Genomic DNA, 18272 nt, shown 5'->3' with positions numbered 1-18272 from the left:
TTTTTTTGATTTTTCCTTCTTTTGTGGTAAAATTTAGAAACGTTTATTTTATATTTATATAAGAATATAAAAAGTGTTAAAATTTAACTATACAATTTTGGGTGCAAGTCAACAAAATAACTATGTTTTTTTAAATTTTAGCAATATTTTTAAAAAAACAAATAAAACAAAAGGAGATATCATGAAAAGAACATACCAACCAAATAAGCTAAAACACATAAAAACTCATGGGTTCCGCGCACGTATGTCAACTGCTGACGGTAGAAAAATTTTAGCAGCTCGAAGATTAAAAGGTCGTAAAAGATTAACTGTATCAGATAAATAGTTTTTAGGATAATTTTGCAAAAAATTCCGACTATTAAAAAAAATTGAGAATTCCAAGCAATAATTGAATCTAAAAAGCAAATAGTTACAAATTCTCTTATTCTTTATTATTCAAAATTTGCTTTTTTCGAAATTGGTATTTCAATTCCGAAAAAATTTGCTAATGCAGTTAAACGAAATTATTATAAAAGGCAAATCAAAAATATTCTTCACAACCTTCAAAAAGATTGACTTTCTGCACCAAAATTTCGAGTAATTTTAATAACAAGAAAATCATTTTTAACACTTAATTTTAAAGAAAAAGAGAACGAAATTATTAAAATATTCAAAGAATTCCAAAAAAATGAAAAATAAACAAACACGACCAAAGGCTTTTGATTACTTCCAGAATCAAAATGGATCAAAAAAAAACAGCTTCAAAAACTTCAAATTTATTTTCAAATTTTTGAAAATCTTTTTTTACACTATTATTTTCGGAATTTCTCTAACCGGTTGTATTCAATCATTAGTTGTAAAAACTTCGCATAATGTTGGCGAAGCGCTTGAGTTTTATAATTCTAAAGAAGAAATAACCCCAAATTATACAATTTTTAAAAAATCAGAAAATGAAAATGCACCTGGTATTGAATTAGCCACAAAAAACAACAACTTTTTGATTTCCGCTGATTCAAAAAAAGTAAATCAAGAAAGCGTTTTAAACCTGTTAAGACAACAAATTGGTGATAAAAATTCAGATTTTGGCGAGTTTAATTCGCTTCTTTTGTTCCAAAATAATGAAAATGAATTTGAATATTTAAAAGGCGACAAAACTAATGAATTTATTTTTTTTAGTTCTGCTCAAAAATCATATGAGCAAAAAACTCTTTGAACTGAAATAAAACTTCCATCTCCAAAATATTTTAGTGAAAAAGCAGATAAAAATTATTTTGAAAGTCTGTCAAACGCCAAAAGTTTACCTATTAATAATTTTAATTTTCAAAACAGCACTAATGAAACAGCTAATATAAGTGAAAAAATTGATCAATTTTTCTTCAAAATAGACGACAAACTCCCCCCGGTTAATCGGAGTTATGCAACTTTTAGCCGTGATATTCTTCAAGTTCTTTATAACAAATTAATTTCGTTGCCAGAATTCTCAGATAATAAACTGGAAAAAGCAATTCAAGAATTTGAATCAAAAGCAGGAAAAGAAATTTCTCCTGAAACTGAAAAAATTATTTCTGGATACGCTGAATCTATAAAGAAAATTATTTTTCCTATTAATTTTTCCCGAATTGATATACAAAATAAAACTTACAACTGAAACAATAACGACGAAAATTTTGCAAGAAAAATCGCTTTCCAAAACGAAATTCCATCATTTCCGATTGTTAGTTGGCTTGAATCATGGAAATTAGGACCTTTTTATTCGATGTTTGTTTACCCGATTTCTAAAATAATTACTTGAGTAACCTCGTCTCAATCATTATCTGCTTGGTCTGGTTGAATAACAATTTTGGCGATTTTAACAATCGTTGTAATAACAAAACTCATTTCTTTTGCTTTCAGATTTAAAACAATTTTTGGTCAAAACAAGCAAAATGAACTGCAACTAAAAAAAGCTAAAATTGATGCAAAATATGAAAATTACAAAAAAAATAAAGTAATGCAACAACGTCATCGACAAGAAGTTGCCGATTTATATAAGAAAAATAATTTTTCACCATTTGCTCCTTTTTCCCAAATTTTAGTAACTATGCCTATTTTTATAGCTGTTTGACGAGCGCTCCAGGGAATCCCTAGCTTTAAAGTTACTTATTTTTTAGGACTTGAATTAGCAGCAACTTCTTATCAAAAACTTTTTGACGGGCAATGGATTTATCTTCCAATAATAATTATTACAGTTATAGTTCAAGGATTGCAGCAAATAATTCCAAAACTTTTAAATAAAAATAAAACAAAAAGAATAATAAATGCTCAAGAAAATGAGACATATAAAAAACAAGTAAAAACACAGAGAATCATGTCAATAATTTTCGTGTTTTTTGGAGTAATTTTTCAAGCTTCGCTTCAAATTTATTGAATTATTGGTGGTATTTGAGAAATTATGCAAGCACTTGGCGTTCATTATTTCCAAAAATCCAAAGTTTATCGTGAAAAAGTCCAACCTTGAATGCGAAGGAAAAAATGGATTTAATAATATAAATAAAGGTTTGCAAAAATTCGCTGGAATAGTATTAAATGTTTAAAAAGTTTAAAAATCTACGGAGATACTAAATGAATAACAAAATTACACCTTGTATTTGAACACTTATTTCAAATACACACCTTCGAAAAGCGGAGAGTTTAGAAATATTAATTAAAGCACTTTATTTAAATAAAGAAGAAATAAACCAAAATTTTAAAAGTAAATGACTAAAAATTTACAAAAATAAAAACTGAAAACCAGTTGGCGATTTGAGTGAACACATAAGATTAGCCTCTCAACTTGGGATAGCAAAAACAAATATTTTAGCTAACGGTCAACAAAAACTTAATATTTTAGCAAAATTAATAAACAATGGAACAATAAAAGTTCGCGAATATATTAGTATTATTTTGTTTAATTTAGTTACCTTTATTAATGAAGAATATCGCCACTTGTTTAAAATGACGCTAGAATTGCTCAAAGAGAAAAAAAATAACCCTGTTTCAGTTGATGAAATTTTTGATAATTTTAATTTCGGCGAATCCTCTTGTCCCGAATTTGATGAAAAACATCAGCGTTATAACTTAACACAAAAAGATCATATTTTTTATATTCTAACTTCTGGGATTTTTTTTGAAGTTTTGTCTTTTCGCGAAAAAACACAACAATATAGCACAAAATTTTTTAAAATAAAACTTTTCGATTATTGATATTTAAGAATCGACGAACTAATAAGTAAATGCAACACCCAATTAGAATCATATAATTTTGAAAAAGCGAGTCTTATAAGACAAGATCCTGAAAAATGATCTAATTATTTAACTTCAAATTCTCAAGCAAATTACGACTATATCATATGTGTTCTGAAAAATAAAACACAGGAAATGCCTCCGGTTTTAGATAAAAATGAAACTCCGAACGAAATTCCAAGCGAAACTTTGACCGAAACTCCGGTCGAAAAAAAAGACGCTCAGGACGACTTGGAACCCCAAAACCAAGTTTTAGATCAAACTCAAGAACCAGACACAATAACTGAATTAAGCAAGCCTGAAGTTAAAAACACCGAAGACACAATCAAACCCACTGAAAAAAAGAGTGATTTAGGTGAGTTTTCTCAATTTTATACTCCTACATTTGACAGCCAAAGCTGCTGCGAAAACAATCCTGAAAATTTATCAACAAATCAAAATTATCCTATGAATTTAGGTGTAATTTCAGATTCTCAAATAACATATTGGCCTGAAAACACTGGTAAAAATTTGGAAAATTCACCTGAGGAATATTTGTACAAAACAAAAAAATCTTTACCTCGCGTTTTACATTCTTATGAAATTCTCTCTTGTCCTTGTGAAAATTTACAAACTATCAATTCAAAATCATTAAATTCAAACGCAACTAAAATTGAAGAAATCGAAACAACAAAAGAAGAAACTCAACAACTAGAAAAAAAACCCGAAGATTCAGAAAAAATTTGTTATTTACCGACAGAATCTCAAACGCAAATTAATAATGTTAAACTCCCAGCTTCTACATTTTTAAAATCCAGAGAGCATTATTTTAATTATTTTATTAACAATGTATATAAATTAGTTGACTTTTCAATTAAAAACTTACTAAATCAACCCAAATTTAAACAAAATTTTTTCAACTTATTAGATAGAAGAAAAATTAACGACGAAATCACAATAAGTCAAAAACAAACAAAAATTTTATCTGGTAAGAATATATTTTTAATTTCTCCATCACAGAACCAGATTTATCATGAAATTAAAAACAATATTTTTAAAGACCTTTTGGACAAAAATAACTATGAAATAGCTACTTTTTCTGATAGTTACACTATCCAAGATTTTGTTGGTTATAGTGATTTTAGTGTTGATGAAAAAAATCAAGCTAATTTTATTCCTGGTCCATTTTCACGGATTTTGAGAACCTCTTTTTGAAATCCAGATAAAAAATATTTCTTAATTCTTGAAAACATGGATAAAAAAGCCGCAATTGATTTAGTTTCACAACTAAAACCGCTTTTTTACCGAGATGAAAAAGCTAATAGTTTTTTTTCAATTTCACTCCCAGAAGTTTCTTCATATGTTTTTTCAAATGAAGACCAAAAAATTTACATTCCCGCCAACCTTACAATTATTGCAACTGCTGTTATTGATGTTGAAAATCAAGAATTTGAATTCCCGATTGATTTACTAGAAAATTGAGATTTTAAACATTTACCTAACAAAAAGCAAGCAAACATTTTGCCAAAAAAACAAATTTGTGACACTGGTTTGAATTGAGATGATTTTTTAAGGGTTTTAGAGAACCAACTTGCTAGCAAAAATCAGGGCTACGTTTTACAACTTCCTTTTGAAATAGACCAAAATATCTTAGAAAATCCTGATCTTTTTGTTAACAAAGTCCTATTTTTCTTATGAAGTTTTACTTTTAAAAACAAAAGAGAACTAATTTTTGGCTATGACTCATATTTAACTTTGGCAAATAGATTCATTAATTCCGAAGGATCTCAGCGCCTAAAAATCTTTAAAGCTAATTTTTTTGAGTCGTAAATATTTATTAATTTTAGAAGGATTTATTTAAATTTAACTGTGAATTTTAACAAAAAAGTAAAAAAAATTTTTCGACATTTTCTATTTAGTGGTTTTTGAATACCGCAAACCTTTTTTATCATAGCCTCATGTGGGCAAGTTGATAAAACCGAAGATCCATTTATAAATCCAACAGGTCTAGGTGTTCAAAACGCTATAAATTTGAAAAAATTCATTAATTCAGAGAGTTTAATTGAAATTTCTGCAGAAAAACAGCAGCAAATATACGAGCAAAACGATTCACAATTTTACCTACTTAATCTAAAAGACGCTCCAAAAATTTCAAAATCAGAAAAAATAAATCCCGAATATATATCAAGATTTAGCCCAAATTCGCAAATAACATACTTAAATTTAATAAATCGCTACTATAATTCTAAGCAACTTCAGAAAAATAAGCGCCAATTAAATCAAAACCCCGACTCAATTTATGTCCCAACTGTACCCGAAAATTCAAAGGATTTTTGATTTATTTACGTAATTCCAACTTCGGTTGGTTTTACAGAATTTGAACAAAACGGACAAAAAATCAACATAGCCGAAACCTCGACAAAAATTCCTCGAACTTTAACCCCGTATTCTTCTGTTGAGTTAAAATTGTTAAAAAAAGATTTAATTTCAAATGATAATAAAAATTATTTGCAAATAAATGTTAACCAAATGCTTAATTCTTTTGCCTATAAAAGCAAAAACCCCAACACTTCCCAAAGCACAGAAAAAAATTTATTTGGCTTTCTCGAATCAGAAACATTCCCTAATTACAAGCTTTTTTTAAAAAATATTGATTTTGAAAAAAATGAAATCACTTTCACGTTAGATGAAAAACAAAACAACTTAAAACACGAAATAACACAGACAAACTCCCCAAATTCAAATATTTCAGTAATTAATTTGGAATATAAGTCTGATAAATATGAAAAAAACGTTAATCCCGAAGCATTTTTTTCCAAAACCGAAGATCCAAAAGACCAATTATCAGATTATCCGTTTGTTAGATTTTTTACCCAAACTTTTGTCGTACCTTTTGAAGGTAACACAATTAACTTTGACAACAATTTTTCTATAATAATCGAAAAAAAATAACTATCAAAGCAAAAACAATGAATTTTAAATCTAGCACTCATTAAAGAAAAATTTACTTATTAATCAAACTAAAAAAGCTAAAATTTTAACTTAAAAAGCAAAATATGAAATATTTAAACTACCTTTTTTAGTTAAAACACTAACAAAAATCATAAAAAAACAACTACTATTTAAACTCAATGTAAATAGAAAACTCATTTTTACTTACATTGAGCCTAAAAAAATATATGAAGTTTTGAAAGAACAATAATTAAAAACCATAAATTTGTAGATTTCTAAGCGGTCAAATTTATGGCATTCCATCATATTTAAAAATATAATGGAAAATTCGCACTATCTTATTTTATTATGACAAAAAACATAACTTATTCCTCCCTAATTCTAATATCCAAATTTATTAATTTATTCTTAGTGAGACTAATTATAACCTAAAATTTTTTTATACCAAGCATTTTTTTTTTTTTTTGCAAAAGACTAATTTCAAAACTATAAAAATTAAGGTTATAGCGTCAAAAAACCCGGATTTACGGGTATTTTTTCATATTTAGATTCACTAAAAAGTAAATTTTTGCCATCAAACTGTCAAACCCAGTTTCTATAATAATCAAAAAAGTTTATTTTTTTTCGTAAAATTCTAATTTTTCTTTAAATTTCTTAAGTTTTTCACGTTCGAGTTCAACTTTTTCTTTGGGCGCTTTTTCAACAAATTTTTGATTTGAAAGTAAGGTTTCTGCCCTTAAAATTTCGCTTTTTAAAAATTGAATTTCTTTTATATAGTTTTCTTCTTGCGCTTTTTTTATTTCGTCAGGAATTTTAAGCGAAATTTTAAAGTTTTTGGTTTTAATAATAAATTCATTGTTTGGAACTCATTTTCCAAAAACAAATTTACTAATAATCTCAATTTCTTCTTTTTGGAACTCTGCATCAACGACATAAAATTCCAACATAATTTTTTTTGAAATCTGTAAATTTTCGCGATAAAATCTTAAACTATCGATAATTTCAAGGATATTTTCAACCTTTTGATTGTCATTAAATTGCCTAACTCTAGGCATTTTTTGTTCCAAAATTTCTTCATCAAAAATTTCTTCCATCAAAAAATCTGTCAAAAAAGGCATAAATGGGTGCAAAATTATCAAAACACTTTTTAATAGTTTTCTAGCATAAAAACCGTTTTGTCTAGTTTTAATCAACTCTATATAACGAGAAGAAAAATCCCCAAAAATAAAATTATTAATTTCGGTTCCAATAACGCTAAAATTGTATTTTTTAATATTTTTTATGATTTGTTTTTTAAAATCATAAATTTTACCCTCCATTCAAAAGTCAATAAAATCTGGTTTTCTATAAGTATTATCTAAACTTTTAATATATTTGGCAATATTTCAAAGTTTATTACTTAAATTTCAAGCTGAATTTAATTTTTCAACGCTAAATCTTATATCTTTTCCCGGACTGGAATTAAAAAGAAGCATTTGTCTTAAAGAATCTGAACCGTATTTTTCAATTATTTCCATAGGATCGATCCCGTTTCCGAGTGATTTTGACATTTTTCGCCCTTCTTCATCACGAATAAGGCCATGAAGCAGAACTTTTTCAAAAGGTTTTTTATCCATAACAAAAAGGGAGGAAAAATACATTCTAGCAACTCAAAAAAACAAAATATCTCACCCTGTAACGAGTAAACTTGTTGGGAAATAGGACTTAATTAATTCAAAATTATTAGGTCATCCTAAAAAAGAAAATGCGCTAATTCCTGAAGAAAATCAAGTATCAAGGACGTCAGGATCTTGAATTCATCCTTGGCCAGGTGATGTTATTTGGACCTTAAATTCGTCATTTTTATACCAAACAGGGATTCTGTGACCTCATCAAAGTTGACGTGAAATAGTTCAGTCGTGGATTTTATCGAATCATTTTCTTAAATTTTTCTCAAATCCGCGCGGGTAAAACACAACTTTATCTTTTGAATTTAGATGCGAAATTAAAGACTTGGATAGTTCATCCATTTTTACAAATCACTGTGGTTTTTTAAGAATTTCGACAATTTCACCGCTTCTTTGTGAAAAGCCTACGTTTGAAATAACGTCTTCGACTTTAATTAAAAGACCTTCGTTTTCAAGTTTTTTTGCGATTAAATCTCTGGCCTCAAATCTATTTTTACCTTCAAATTCAAGGGTATTTTTATTTAAATTACCATAATCATCTATGCAATCTTCAGCTGACAAGTCGTTTTTTTCTAAAATTTCAAAGTCTAAAATTGAATGAGCCGAAACTTTCATAACCCCTGAGCCAAAATCTTGACTAACATTAGAATCGCCAATTATTTTTATCACTTTTTTAGTTAAAGGATGAATAACTTCTTTGCCAATAAAGCTTGAATATCTTTTATCTTTTGGATTTACGGCTAAAACAACATCGGATGAAATAGTCTCAATTCTTGTTGTTGCAACGGTCAAAAATTCGCTTGAGTCTTTCAAAAAGTATTTTAAATAATACATTTTTTGATTTACAGGTTTGTTGATAACCTCGATATTTGAAACTGCTGTTTGTAATTTTACATCCCAATTTATCGCTCTTTTTCCGCGATAAATCAAATTTTTTTCTCATAATTTGATAAAAAAATTTGAAACAGCGACTTGAGCTTCACTGTCAAGCGTAAACCTTTCTTTGGAATAATCAAAGGCAATTCCTAATTTATTTCATTGTTCTTTAATTTTTATATATTGCTGATCTTTTCATTCATAGCATTTTTGGATAAATTTTTCGCGCCCTAAATCGAATTTAGAAATATTTTTTTCAGCTAAAAAAGCTTCAACTTTTGCCTGAGTAGCAATTCCGGCATGATCAACGCAAGGCAATAAAAGTACGTCAAAACCTTGAAGTTTATGAAATCTAATCAAAGAATCCTGGATAAAAATATTTCAAGAATGACCTAGATGCAAGTGTCCTGTAACATTTGGAGGCGGACTTATGATGGAAAAAGGTTTTTTTGGATTTGGATTAGCATAAAAAAACTGCTTATCTAGTCATTTTTGGTTTCTGTTTTTTTCAACTATTTTATGATTATATTTATTTTCCATGATTCACCGCTTATAAATTTATGACAAGAATATCTTCGTCCAAAAGTCTGTTTTGTCTCGGAAATTCGTTAGTTATTTTTATATTTTTTATAGGATTTCAAAAATCAGCATAATATTCAAAATTGTTGTTGATTCCAGAGGGGTTTTTTCGAAAAACTTCGTTTTGTATTTGCTTGTAAAGTTGTGTTTCAAGCAAATACAAATTAGTTCGATCAAAACTACTATTTTGGTAAAAAAACTTAGCAAATGTGGTTTTTGGAGTCAAAGGCAAATCCACCTCTTGAATATATTCGATTAAAGTACCGTTTTCGATAAAAACAATGCTAAAATCGCGAATAGGTTTGATTGACCGTTTTGCACAAATAAAAAGTTGGACTGAATTCTCGCCATCATTAAAAAAATGCTGAAAAAGTTTTTGTTTGTAAGTAGTGTTTAGGTAAAAAGAATTTTCGTCAAATAAAAAGCGAGAATAATTACCCATTTTTGTTTTTTTTAATTCTAAAAAAAACAAAATATTTTCGGGAAGATCACCGTAAAATTGATACAAAATGTCAAAATTAATTTTGTTTTCAAAACAAAAAATCAAAAATTGATTTTTTCGCAAAAATGTATCAATTCTGCTTAAATTATAATAGTAAAAAAAATTTTTTAAATCCACCAAAGTGTCTCTCAAAAAAGCAAAATGAGTCGAATATTCACTTTTTGAAATTTTATTTTTTAATCTTTTTAATTTGTTCTCAATAGAACCAACTCAAAGTCTTTTTGCAAAAAAAGAATTTTTAAAATTCTTTTTTTTGAGACTTTTTTTCATTCTAATTACTTCGTGTTGTCACAAAACATTGGCGCGTAGCAAAGTTTTGCTGTTTATTTTAAGATTTTGGTAATAGGGATTTTCTTTGCGAAAAGCGTTGATTTTCTTTGTTCTAAAGTGTTTTTGTGCCTTTTTATTTTTTTCTTCAAGAATTTTTTGCTGACGATTTTTTTTTCAAAAAATTCAAAAATTTTCAGCAAAAGTTTTATCGAAAAAATTTTGAACGCTTGGAATATTATCAAGACTTTTTTGGTTTAACAATTTTGACATTCAAACTTCAAATTCGTAGTAAATTTGAAATATTTGTTCAGTTGACAATCATCGAAAATTTCCGCTTTGTTTTATTAAATGCAAAAAGCAAGTATATCCGGTAGTGAAAATTTTTATTTTATAAAGGTCAGCATCTGGCGAATTTGTTAGCGAATTATGTTGGCTGATAATGTTTTTTATATCGTTTTTAATAATTTTTAATGCATTTTGGGTTGTTTCGTTGCTTTTAAAGTTGTCAAATTTAGAATCAAAAAAAGGATTGCTAAGTTTTAATTCTTGGTTTAAATTTTCTCGCTCAACTTTTGGATTTAATTCTGTTTTTGTGTATAAATTATAAAAATTTTGGTTTAATTTTATGTAATCGCTTTTAATTTTATTGACCATTTCGGTAAAATTAAAAGAAAAAAAAGCACTTTTTTCTAATAAATTAGTTATTTGATTATCCACATTTGTTAGAAATTGATCAATTTCGGGCATTGTTAAATATAAAAGGTATTTTCTTGTTGTATTAGTTTCAATTTCAAACGGTTTTGTGTTTCAATGGGACAAAAGAACCTGAATAACAAGCTTTTTTTTAATTTTTTCATACATTTCTTTTGATAAAAAATCTGAAAAACAACTGTTTTTGCTGTAATCATAAGGTTTATCGTTTTCAAGAATAAATCCATTATAAGAATTTTCTTTTTGAAGAATGGTTTTGAATTCATTAAAAAAATTTGGATCAGAGGAATAAATAAATCCACATTGTTTTGCATCTAATTCAAGACTAAAATAATTTCAATACTTATTTTTTATATTATGAAAAACAAGTTTTTGCTTTTTCTCGTTATTAAAATTAATAATATTTTCCATAATTTAAGTAAGAGAGTAAGAGAATTTTTTATAAACTAGCGGTACAACAGCTCTTGCGGTGAAATAAATAACAGAGGCATTAATCCAAATTTTGGCAGGAGAAATAATTATATGTGTTAAAAAAGCGGTTTCAAAATTATTAAGTGCGCCAGATTCTACATCACCTTTTGCGGCAAGAACGCTTGCAATTGGTTCGTGCAAGGCAGAAAATGCAACGATTGGAACAAGAGTCAAATATCGATCATTTTTACGGAAAAAGTTAATAAAACGCGCAACAAGTAAAAAGATAATCATTGAAAAAGTACCAAAAAGAATCAGAATTAAAAACGAAGTTTTGCTAGAAATGAAACGCGCTTGGCTAAAATCAATAGAAGAATTAAACACAACGGTCGAAATAACTGCCGCAGCTATTAAAGCCAACACAACAAAACTCGATATTCAATAAAAATTCAGTAAAGCTTTTTCTTCGGTTCAGCCTTGAACTTTAGCAACTTTTTTTTGTAATCTAAGCAAATTTTGGCGCATTTTTCGCTCTAAGTTTATATCTTTTGAGTTATGGCTAATTGCATGATAAGTGTAGTTAAAAATTTCTCGCTTTTGCGCAAAAATTTTATCCCCTAAGCGTTCTAAAATTTTATCTTTTTGAAATCATTTTTTCCCTTGAACAACAAAAAATCAAAAGAAAACACCAGGAATAAACCCAGTAAGTGAAAGGCTAAGAGTATAATACCAAGAATAAACGCCTGGAATAAACAAAAAAGTAATCAAATCAGCTAGTAAACCAGTTAAAAAACCAACTATTGGCCCAAAAATAAAGCCTGTTATTTTAATCGGCAGTCCAATAATTGAAAAGCGGAAATTAGGCAAAATAGCAAAAGGAGCTAATCTGACCCCAATTATTAACATAATTACCGAAATTGATATGAAAATCGCCACAAAAGAGATTTTCATATTTGTCAATTTAGTCATGAAATTTCTCCTTTTGCCAAAATTTTCCCCTTATAAAATGAGTTTAACTTAATAAATTATAGCAAAAAAATTATAAACAACAACATTTTAAATAGATTCTTTTAAGGCTGAATTTTCAAGCGTCAAATTAATCGCTCAATTGCTTTTTAGATAAATTAATTCAAAAATAATTCACTTTAAAATATCTGAAAGATAAAAAACTGTCAGTGAAATAAAAAGTTTTAAATGAACTTCAGAAACAAGAGGGATAAGAACAAAAACTATAAGAATTTGTCAAATAAGTTGGCCCAAACCGGTAAAAAAGTCTCACCAACTAGCAAAATTAGCCCGTCCGCCGGCTTTAATTATTGTTAAAGAGGCATTAATTTGAACCCAAATTGGATTAATTAAAATTATAACTATACAGATAATAAAAATCTGATTTAGATAAAAATCAACGGCTAAAACTTTTTGGGCATCAATAACTGCTTGATCAATTGGCAAATTATTTTCTGTGAAATAATCAGACATTCCTTTTTGAACTTGTTCTTGAATTCCCTTTGTGATCAAGTCAGTTTTTGTGATAACAAAAACAATAATAAAGGCCACAACTGACATAACAACTGAAACAACAAATAAAAAACCTTTTAGCATTGCAGCGTTTTTTTTAGCTAGTTCAATTTTGTTTTGGCCTAAATTTTGACCAACAACAATCGAAACACTTGTCTGAATTGAGGCAAAAGTTGTAAAAAAAATGTTAGCAATTGTGAGAATAATTCCTGAAATGGTCAAAAATCCTATGCCTCAAAATTTATAAAAACCACTGCCATCGTCAATCCCAATTGAACCGGGCGGCAAACTTTGAGATCAAAGAACTGAACGGATTGAAATAATTAAAGAGGCAATAGTTACAAGTGACATTCCGACAAAACGGGCAAAAAACTGCTTTCAAATGTTTCTCTCAATTTGAAACATTTTTAAAATTGAGAGACTAACTTCTTTTTTATAAAAAAGTTGATACAAATACATTAAAAAAGAGGTTATTAGTCTTGAAATTACAGTTGCAAGCGCTGAACCAGAGACTCCCATTAGTGGAATTAGGAAAAAATTAAGGCCAATATTCATTACTAAAGTCAAAGTGTTAAAAAGAACAGAAACTTTCATTACGCCAATTTCGCGTAAAATTCCCGAGGAAGTGACAATGTAGGCAAACAAAATTCAAGAAAAACTTATTATAAATAAGTAACTTTTTGCTTGATCAAAAATACTTTGGTCTAAATTTGACGAACCCCTTCTTCACTGAACGACTCTAAGCAGACTTTCAGGAAAAGCTCAGGAAAGAACAGCAAAAAATAAAATAACAATAAAACAAAGAATATACCTAATATTATTTACTTGTTGGGCCAGTTTAAATTCTTTTTTTCCTCAGTATTGGGCAAAAATAATCGACCCGATTGTGTTAATCGAAATTATAAAAGAAAAAACAATTCCTGTTCAAAAATTGGCCATCCCGACAGCCGTAATACCACCGCTGATTTGGGAAACCATGAAATTATCAACAAAATTATTTATCGAAATAAAAAGCGTTGCTAAAATTACTGGAATAGTAATTTTAGCAAATTTTTTCCACATTTCTGGCGAATCAGGAAAAAATTTTTTTATTGAAAAATGCATTTTATTCGTTAGTTACTTCCAAAATTTTAACCGAGTATTTTTCATTTACATCAACTTCAACTTCGTCCCCTTCATGCTGACCTAAAAGAACTTGTGCAATTGGTGAAAAATTGGAAATTTTATTCGCAAAAGGATCAGCGTCAATTGAAGAAACAATTTGAAAAGTTTGAACTAAACCACTTTCAAGATTTTTAAGGGTAACTTTTGATCCGATTGAAACTCGTTTTGATCCTGAACGAGTTTCAATTATTTTTGCTTTAGCAATAATAGCTTCAAATTCACGTATTTTTGACTCAATTATCCCTTGTTTTTCACGGGCTACATCATATTCGGCATTTTCAGAAAGATCGCCTTGAGAACGAGCGTCTTTAATTTCTTGAATTACATTAACACGCTCAACATTTATTAAATGTTCAAGTTCTTTTTTTATTTCATCAAGTTTTTGTTGTGTTAAAAGAACTTCGTCGTTCATCATTTTTTTCATTTTTTTCCTTTTTAAACAATTTTTAGTAAAATTTTAATTTATTTTTTTTGAATTATCAAAAAATTATAATAAAAAAATTCATCAAAATGAATTTTATGCAATTTTAACATCTTTAAAATTGCCCTTCGTTGATTTTTTTTATATTTTCAGACTAAGTGTCCGCCAATTTTAACCTTTTCTAAAAATTCTAGAAAATTTTTAGGGTTAATTTCTGCCGAAATTAAAATAAAATCAAAAAAAGTCTCGAAATTGCTTGTGTAATTTAGATTATTTATTTGCAGTTTTTCAATATTTTTTGTCAAACTGTTTTGATCAAGCCAAGAATCAAAAACTGTATTTGTTGAGTTTTGGATATTTTTTTGACTAAGACAAGCCACAATTCCATCTTTTTCAACAAATAAATTTGTTTTTGAATTTGTCTCCCTTATTTTATTAATAACAAGCTCAAGACTTTCAACAAGCCAAACATCACTTTCTAATTCAGTGATTTGTGATTTTAGATTTATTCATTGATCATAATTTTGACTTTGGTGTTCAAAATTATATTTTTTAATTAATTTATTTTTTTTCACTCATGTTCAAACAAAGGAGACTATTGCAACCAAAAACGCAAAAATCCCTGTAATTAATAAAACAATTTTTCAAATCGGCATATTTCTCCCTAAAACACATTAACATAATAAATTATAAGTTTTTTTGTAAAACTAACGAAAAAAATAAAACCAGGCAAATTTTCCCTAAATAAATATGTAAAAATTTGCAAATTTGAAAAAAAATATTTTTATTTGGTTAAAAATTTTAAAAAAATATTTTTTTTCAAATACATGGGTCATTTTTAAGATTGTCTTTACTGATTATAAAGCAAAAAATCTCCTAGAATTTTACAAAATTTATAAAAAAAACTAGGAAAAAAATGGCTATATATAATAAATTAAAGAAGAAAAAAATTTTTTTAACTTTTTTCTTGGTTTTTTTATTTTGCCGGGTTATAATAACTAAGCTTTGTTTTAAATGAAAAAACAGCCAGCGTAAAAAAAAAAAAAAAAAATTATTTGTAAAAAAATTTTTTTATGATACAATTATATTTACGCTGTTAAAACAGCAAAAAAACATTTTAGATCTTTCAAAACTAGGTATATAATTTCAAAACCAATTTCAAATTGAACGCAATCATGAGAGTTTGATCCTAGCTCAGGATAAACGCTATCTGTGTGCTTAATACATGCATGTTGAACGAAATATTTTAGCTTGCTAAAATATTTAGTAGCAAATGGGTGAGTAACACGTACCTAACCTACCTTTTGGACCGGGATAACCATTGGAAACAGCGGCTAATACCGGATATAATAAAGAAACGCATGTTTTTTTATTAAAAGGAGCCTTAAAGCTTCACCAAAAAATGGGGGTGCGCAACATTAGTTAGTTGGTAGGGTAAAGGCCTACCAAGACGATGATGTTTAGCGGGGCCAAGAGGCTGTACCGCCACACTGGGATTGAGATACGGCCCAGACTCCTACGGGAGGCAGCAGTAAGGAATATTCCACAATGAGCGAAAGCTTGATGGAGCGACACAGAGTGCAGGATGAAGTCTTTAGGGATGTAAACTGCTGTTGTAAGGGAAGAAAAAACTAGATAGGAAATGATTTAGTCTTGACGGTACCTTATTAGAAAGTGACGGCAAACTATGTGCCAGCAGCCGCGGTAATACATAGGTCGCAAGCGTTATCCGGAATTATTGGGCGTAAAGCGTCCGCAGGTTTTTTGTTAAGTTTAAGGTTAAATGCTAAAGCTCAACTTTAGTTCGCTTTAGATACTGACAAAATAGAATTATGAAGAGGTTAGCGGAATTCCTAGTGGAGCGGTGGAATGCGTAGATATTAGGAAGAACACCAATAGGCGAAGGCAGCTAACTGGTCATATATTGACACTAATGGACGAAAGCGTGGGGAGCAAACAGGATTAGATACCCTGGTAGTCCACGCCGTAAACGATGATCATTAGTTGGTGGCAAAAGTCACTAGCACAGCTAACGCGTTAAATGATCCGCCTGAGTAGTATGCTCGCAAGAGTGAAACTTAAAGGAATTGACGGGAACCCGCACAAGCGGTGGAGCATGTGGTTTAATTTGAAGATACGCGTAGAACCTTACCCACTCTTGACATCCTCGCAAAACTATAGAGATATAGCGGAGGCTAACGAGATGACAGATGGTGCATGGTTGTCGTCAGCTCGTGTCGTGAGATGTTAGGTTAAGTCCTGCAACGAGCGCAACCCTTTTCTTTAGTTGCTAACATTAAGTTGAGAACCCTAGAGATACTGCCGGTGCAAACCGGAGGAAGGCGGGGATGACGTCAAATCATCATGCCTCTTACGAGTGGGGCAACACACGTGCTACAATGGCTACTACAAAGAGCAGCGAAACAGTGATGTCAAGCTAATCTCAAAAAAGTAGTCTCAGTTCGGATTGAAGTCTGCAACTCGACTTCATGAAGTCGGAATCGCTAGTAATCGCAGGTCAGCTATACTGCGGTGAATACGTTCTCGGGTTTTGTACACACCGCCCGTCACACCATGGGAGTTGGTAATGCCCAAAGTCGGTGAGTTAACCTCGGAGACCATTGCCTAAGGCAGGACCGATGACTGGGGTGAAGTCGTAACAAGGTATCCCTACGAGAACGTGGGGATGGAACACCTCCTTTCTACGGAAAATTACTACTAAATGTGGTTAAAATCAAACAAACAACTTAAAAAATTCAATAACTTTGAATAATTTGTTCTTTTAATTCATTTTCTCCTTGTTTAGTTTTTGTAAATTTTATTTTTTTAGTAAATTTTTAGTAAATTTTTTTTTATAATTTATAAATTGTTTTTTTAATTAATTTTTTTAATACAATCTCAATTTGAAATTGATTATGTACCTAGTTTTGAGAGCTCTAAAACTCTCAAAATGTCTGAAAAAGACAATTAGCTCTTTCAAAACTGAACAGTAACAATTTTATATCTGATCAAAAATCAGATAATATTCCAAAGTCTTTTAAAATTAAACCGAGTTTATTTTTAAAATTTTATAACTTTTAGTTATAAAAACTCTAAAATTGTTAAAATACCTTAAGATATATTATCTAAATAGGCTATACTCAGAAGATAGTTTTAACTTTTTAAATAAATAAGAGTATTTGGTGGATGCCTTGGGTCTGAAAGTCGATGAAGGACGTGATTACCTGCGATAAGCTTCGTGGAGCTGGAAATAAGCTATGATACGGAGATTTCCGAATGGGGAAACCCAACCTAGCAAACCTAGGTTGCGCTTTAATGAATTCATAATTAAAGTAGCGAGATACGTTGTGAATTGAAACATCTTAGTAACAACAGGAAAAGAAAATAAATAATGATTCCCAAAGTAGTGGCGAGCGAAATGGGAGGAGCCCAAACCGTTTTTACGGGGTTATAGGACATTTTAATTGAGTTACAAAATTATATAATAGCAGAAAAAGTTGGAATGCTTTGACAAAGAAGGTGAAATCCCTGTACGCAAAATTATATAATCTCATAAATGTATCCTGAGTAGGGCGGGGCACGTGAAACCCTGTCTGAATTTGCCAGGACCACCTGGTAAGGCTAAATACTAATCAGACACCGATAGTGAACTAGTACCGTGAGGGAAAGGTGAAAAGAACCCCGAGAGGGGAGTGAAATAGATTCTGAAACCATTTACTTACAAGTAGTCAAAGCACGTTAATGTGTGATGGCGTACATCTTGCAGTATGGTCCGGCGAGTTATGTTAGCAAGCAAGGTTAAGCGGATTAAAGCGAAGCCGTAGGGAAACCGAGTCTGAATAGGGCGTTTAGTTTGTTGACATAGACCCGAAACCAGGTGATCTATCCGTGAGCAGAATGAAACTTTGGTAAAACAAAGTGGAGGTTCGAACCGTAGTACGCTAAAAAGTGCCCGGATGACTTGCGGATAGTGGTGAAATTC

11 protein-coding genes and 2 rRNA genes (1 of these 13 running past the window's edge) are annotated in these 18272 nt (G+C 29.5%); 7 read left to right on the top strand and 6 right to left on the bottom strand.

The window, feature by feature from the left end; all coding sequences use genetic code 4:
• The first annotated feature begins 181 nt into the window (after positions 1-181).
• From rpmH to U3G01_RS03760, 5 genes are all read left to right on the top strand, one after another.
• On the top strand, positions 182-325 hold the full coding sequence (gene rpmH / locus U3G01_RS03780) for a 50S ribosomal protein L34 (RefSeq protein WP_044284298.1): 144 nt from the start codon (positions 182-184) through the stop codon (positions 323-325).
• Between the two features lie 14 nt (positions 326-339).
• Entirely contained in the window at positions 340-678 is a 339-nt protein-coding gene (rnpA, locus tag U3G01_RS03775; protein ID WP_069098551.1) for a ribonuclease P protein component, read from the top strand.
• Positions 668-2500 carry a membrane protein insertase YidC gene (gene yidC / locus U3G01_RS03770; protein WP_255031067.1) on the top strand — a complete coding sequence of 611 codons (1833 nt, stop codon included), beginning with the start codon at positions 668-670 and terminating at the stop codon, positions 2498-2500. The genes rnpA and yidC overlap by 11 nt, the downstream gene beginning before the upstream one ends.
• Before the next feature lie 80 nt (positions 2501-2580).
• The gene (locus U3G01_RS03765) at positions 2581-5049 is read left to right on the top strand and encodes a hypothetical protein (RefSeq protein WP_255031069.1); all 2469 of its coding nucleotides are present in this window, start codon (positions 2581-2583) and stop codon (positions 5047-5049) included.
• A 39-nt stretch (positions 5050-5088) separates the two neighbouring features.
• Positions 5089-6171 carry a hypothetical protein gene (locus U3G01_RS03760; protein WP_255031071.1) on the top strand — a complete coding sequence of 361 codons (1083 nt, stop codon included), beginning with the start codon at positions 5089-5091 and terminating at the stop codon, positions 6169-6171.
• 614 nt (positions 6172-6785) lie between these two features.
• On the opposite strand, the gene U3G01_RS03755 is transcribed toward U3G01_RS03760, so the two are convergent.
• The 6 genes from U3G01_RS03755 to U3G01_RS03730 all read right to left on the bottom strand — a co-directional run bounded on the left by U3G01_RS03755 (position 6786) and on the right by U3G01_RS03730 (position 14865).
• Positions 6786-9254, bottom strand: a complete 2469-nt coding sequence (locus U3G01_RS03755; RefSeq protein ID WP_255031073.1) for a valine--tRNA ligase — start codon at positions 9252-9254, stop codon at positions 6786-6788.
• 10 nt (positions 9255-9264) lie between these two features.
• Entirely contained in the window at positions 9265-11187 is a 1923-nt protein-coding gene (locus U3G01_RS03750; RefSeq protein ID WP_255031075.1) for a hypothetical protein, read from the bottom strand.
• Between the two features lie 3 nt (positions 11188-11190).
• A complete protein-coding gene (locus U3G01_RS03745) occupies positions 11191-12156 on the bottom strand; it encodes a LytS/YhcK type 5TM receptor domain-containing protein (RefSeq protein ID WP_069097085.1) in 966 nt (321 codons plus the stop codon).
• 87 nt (positions 12157-12243) lie between these two features.
• Entirely contained in the window at positions 12244-13809 is a 1566-nt protein-coding gene (locus U3G01_RS03740) for an MATE family efflux transporter (protein ID WP_255031081.1), read from the bottom strand.
• A 1-nt stretch (position 13810) separates the two neighbouring features.
• Positions 13811-14293: a transcription elongation factor GreA gene (greA, locus tag U3G01_RS03735; RefSeq protein WP_010320993.1), complete on the bottom strand. Its 483-nt coding sequence runs from the start codon at positions 14291-14293 to the stop codon at positions 13811-13813.
• Positions 14294-14331: 38 nt separating this feature from the next.
• Complete coding sequence (locus U3G01_RS03730) at positions 14332-14865, bottom strand: BC85_0335 family putative methyltransferase (RefSeq protein ID WP_326564840.1); 534 nt, start codon at positions 14863-14865, stop codon at positions 14332-14334.
• A gap of 596 nt (positions 14866-15461) precedes the next feature.
• Here U3G01_RS03730 and U3G01_RS03725 point away from each other — a divergent pair.
• Both U3G01_RS03725 and U3G01_RS03720 read left to right on the top strand, forming a co-directional pair.
• Positions 15462-16992, top strand: a 16S ribosomal RNA gene (locus tag U3G01_RS03725).
• Between the two features lie 456 nt (positions 16993-17448).
• A 23S ribosomal RNA gene (locus tag U3G01_RS03720) occupies positions 17449-18272 on the top strand; it runs 2081 nt beyond the window's last position.
• Together the 16S and 23S rRNA genes form the textbook arrangement of a ribosomal RNA operon.

Source organism: Mesomycoplasma ovipneumoniae, assembly GCF_035918255.1.
GTDB classification, from domain to species: domain Bacteria; phylum Bacillota_I; class Bacilli_A; order Mycoplasmatales; family Metamycoplasmataceae; genus Mesomycoplasma; species Mesomycoplasma ovipneumoniae_A.
The sequence above is the reverse complement of the archived record's forward strand: the minus strand, read 5'-3'. Positions and strand labels throughout refer to the sequence as shown.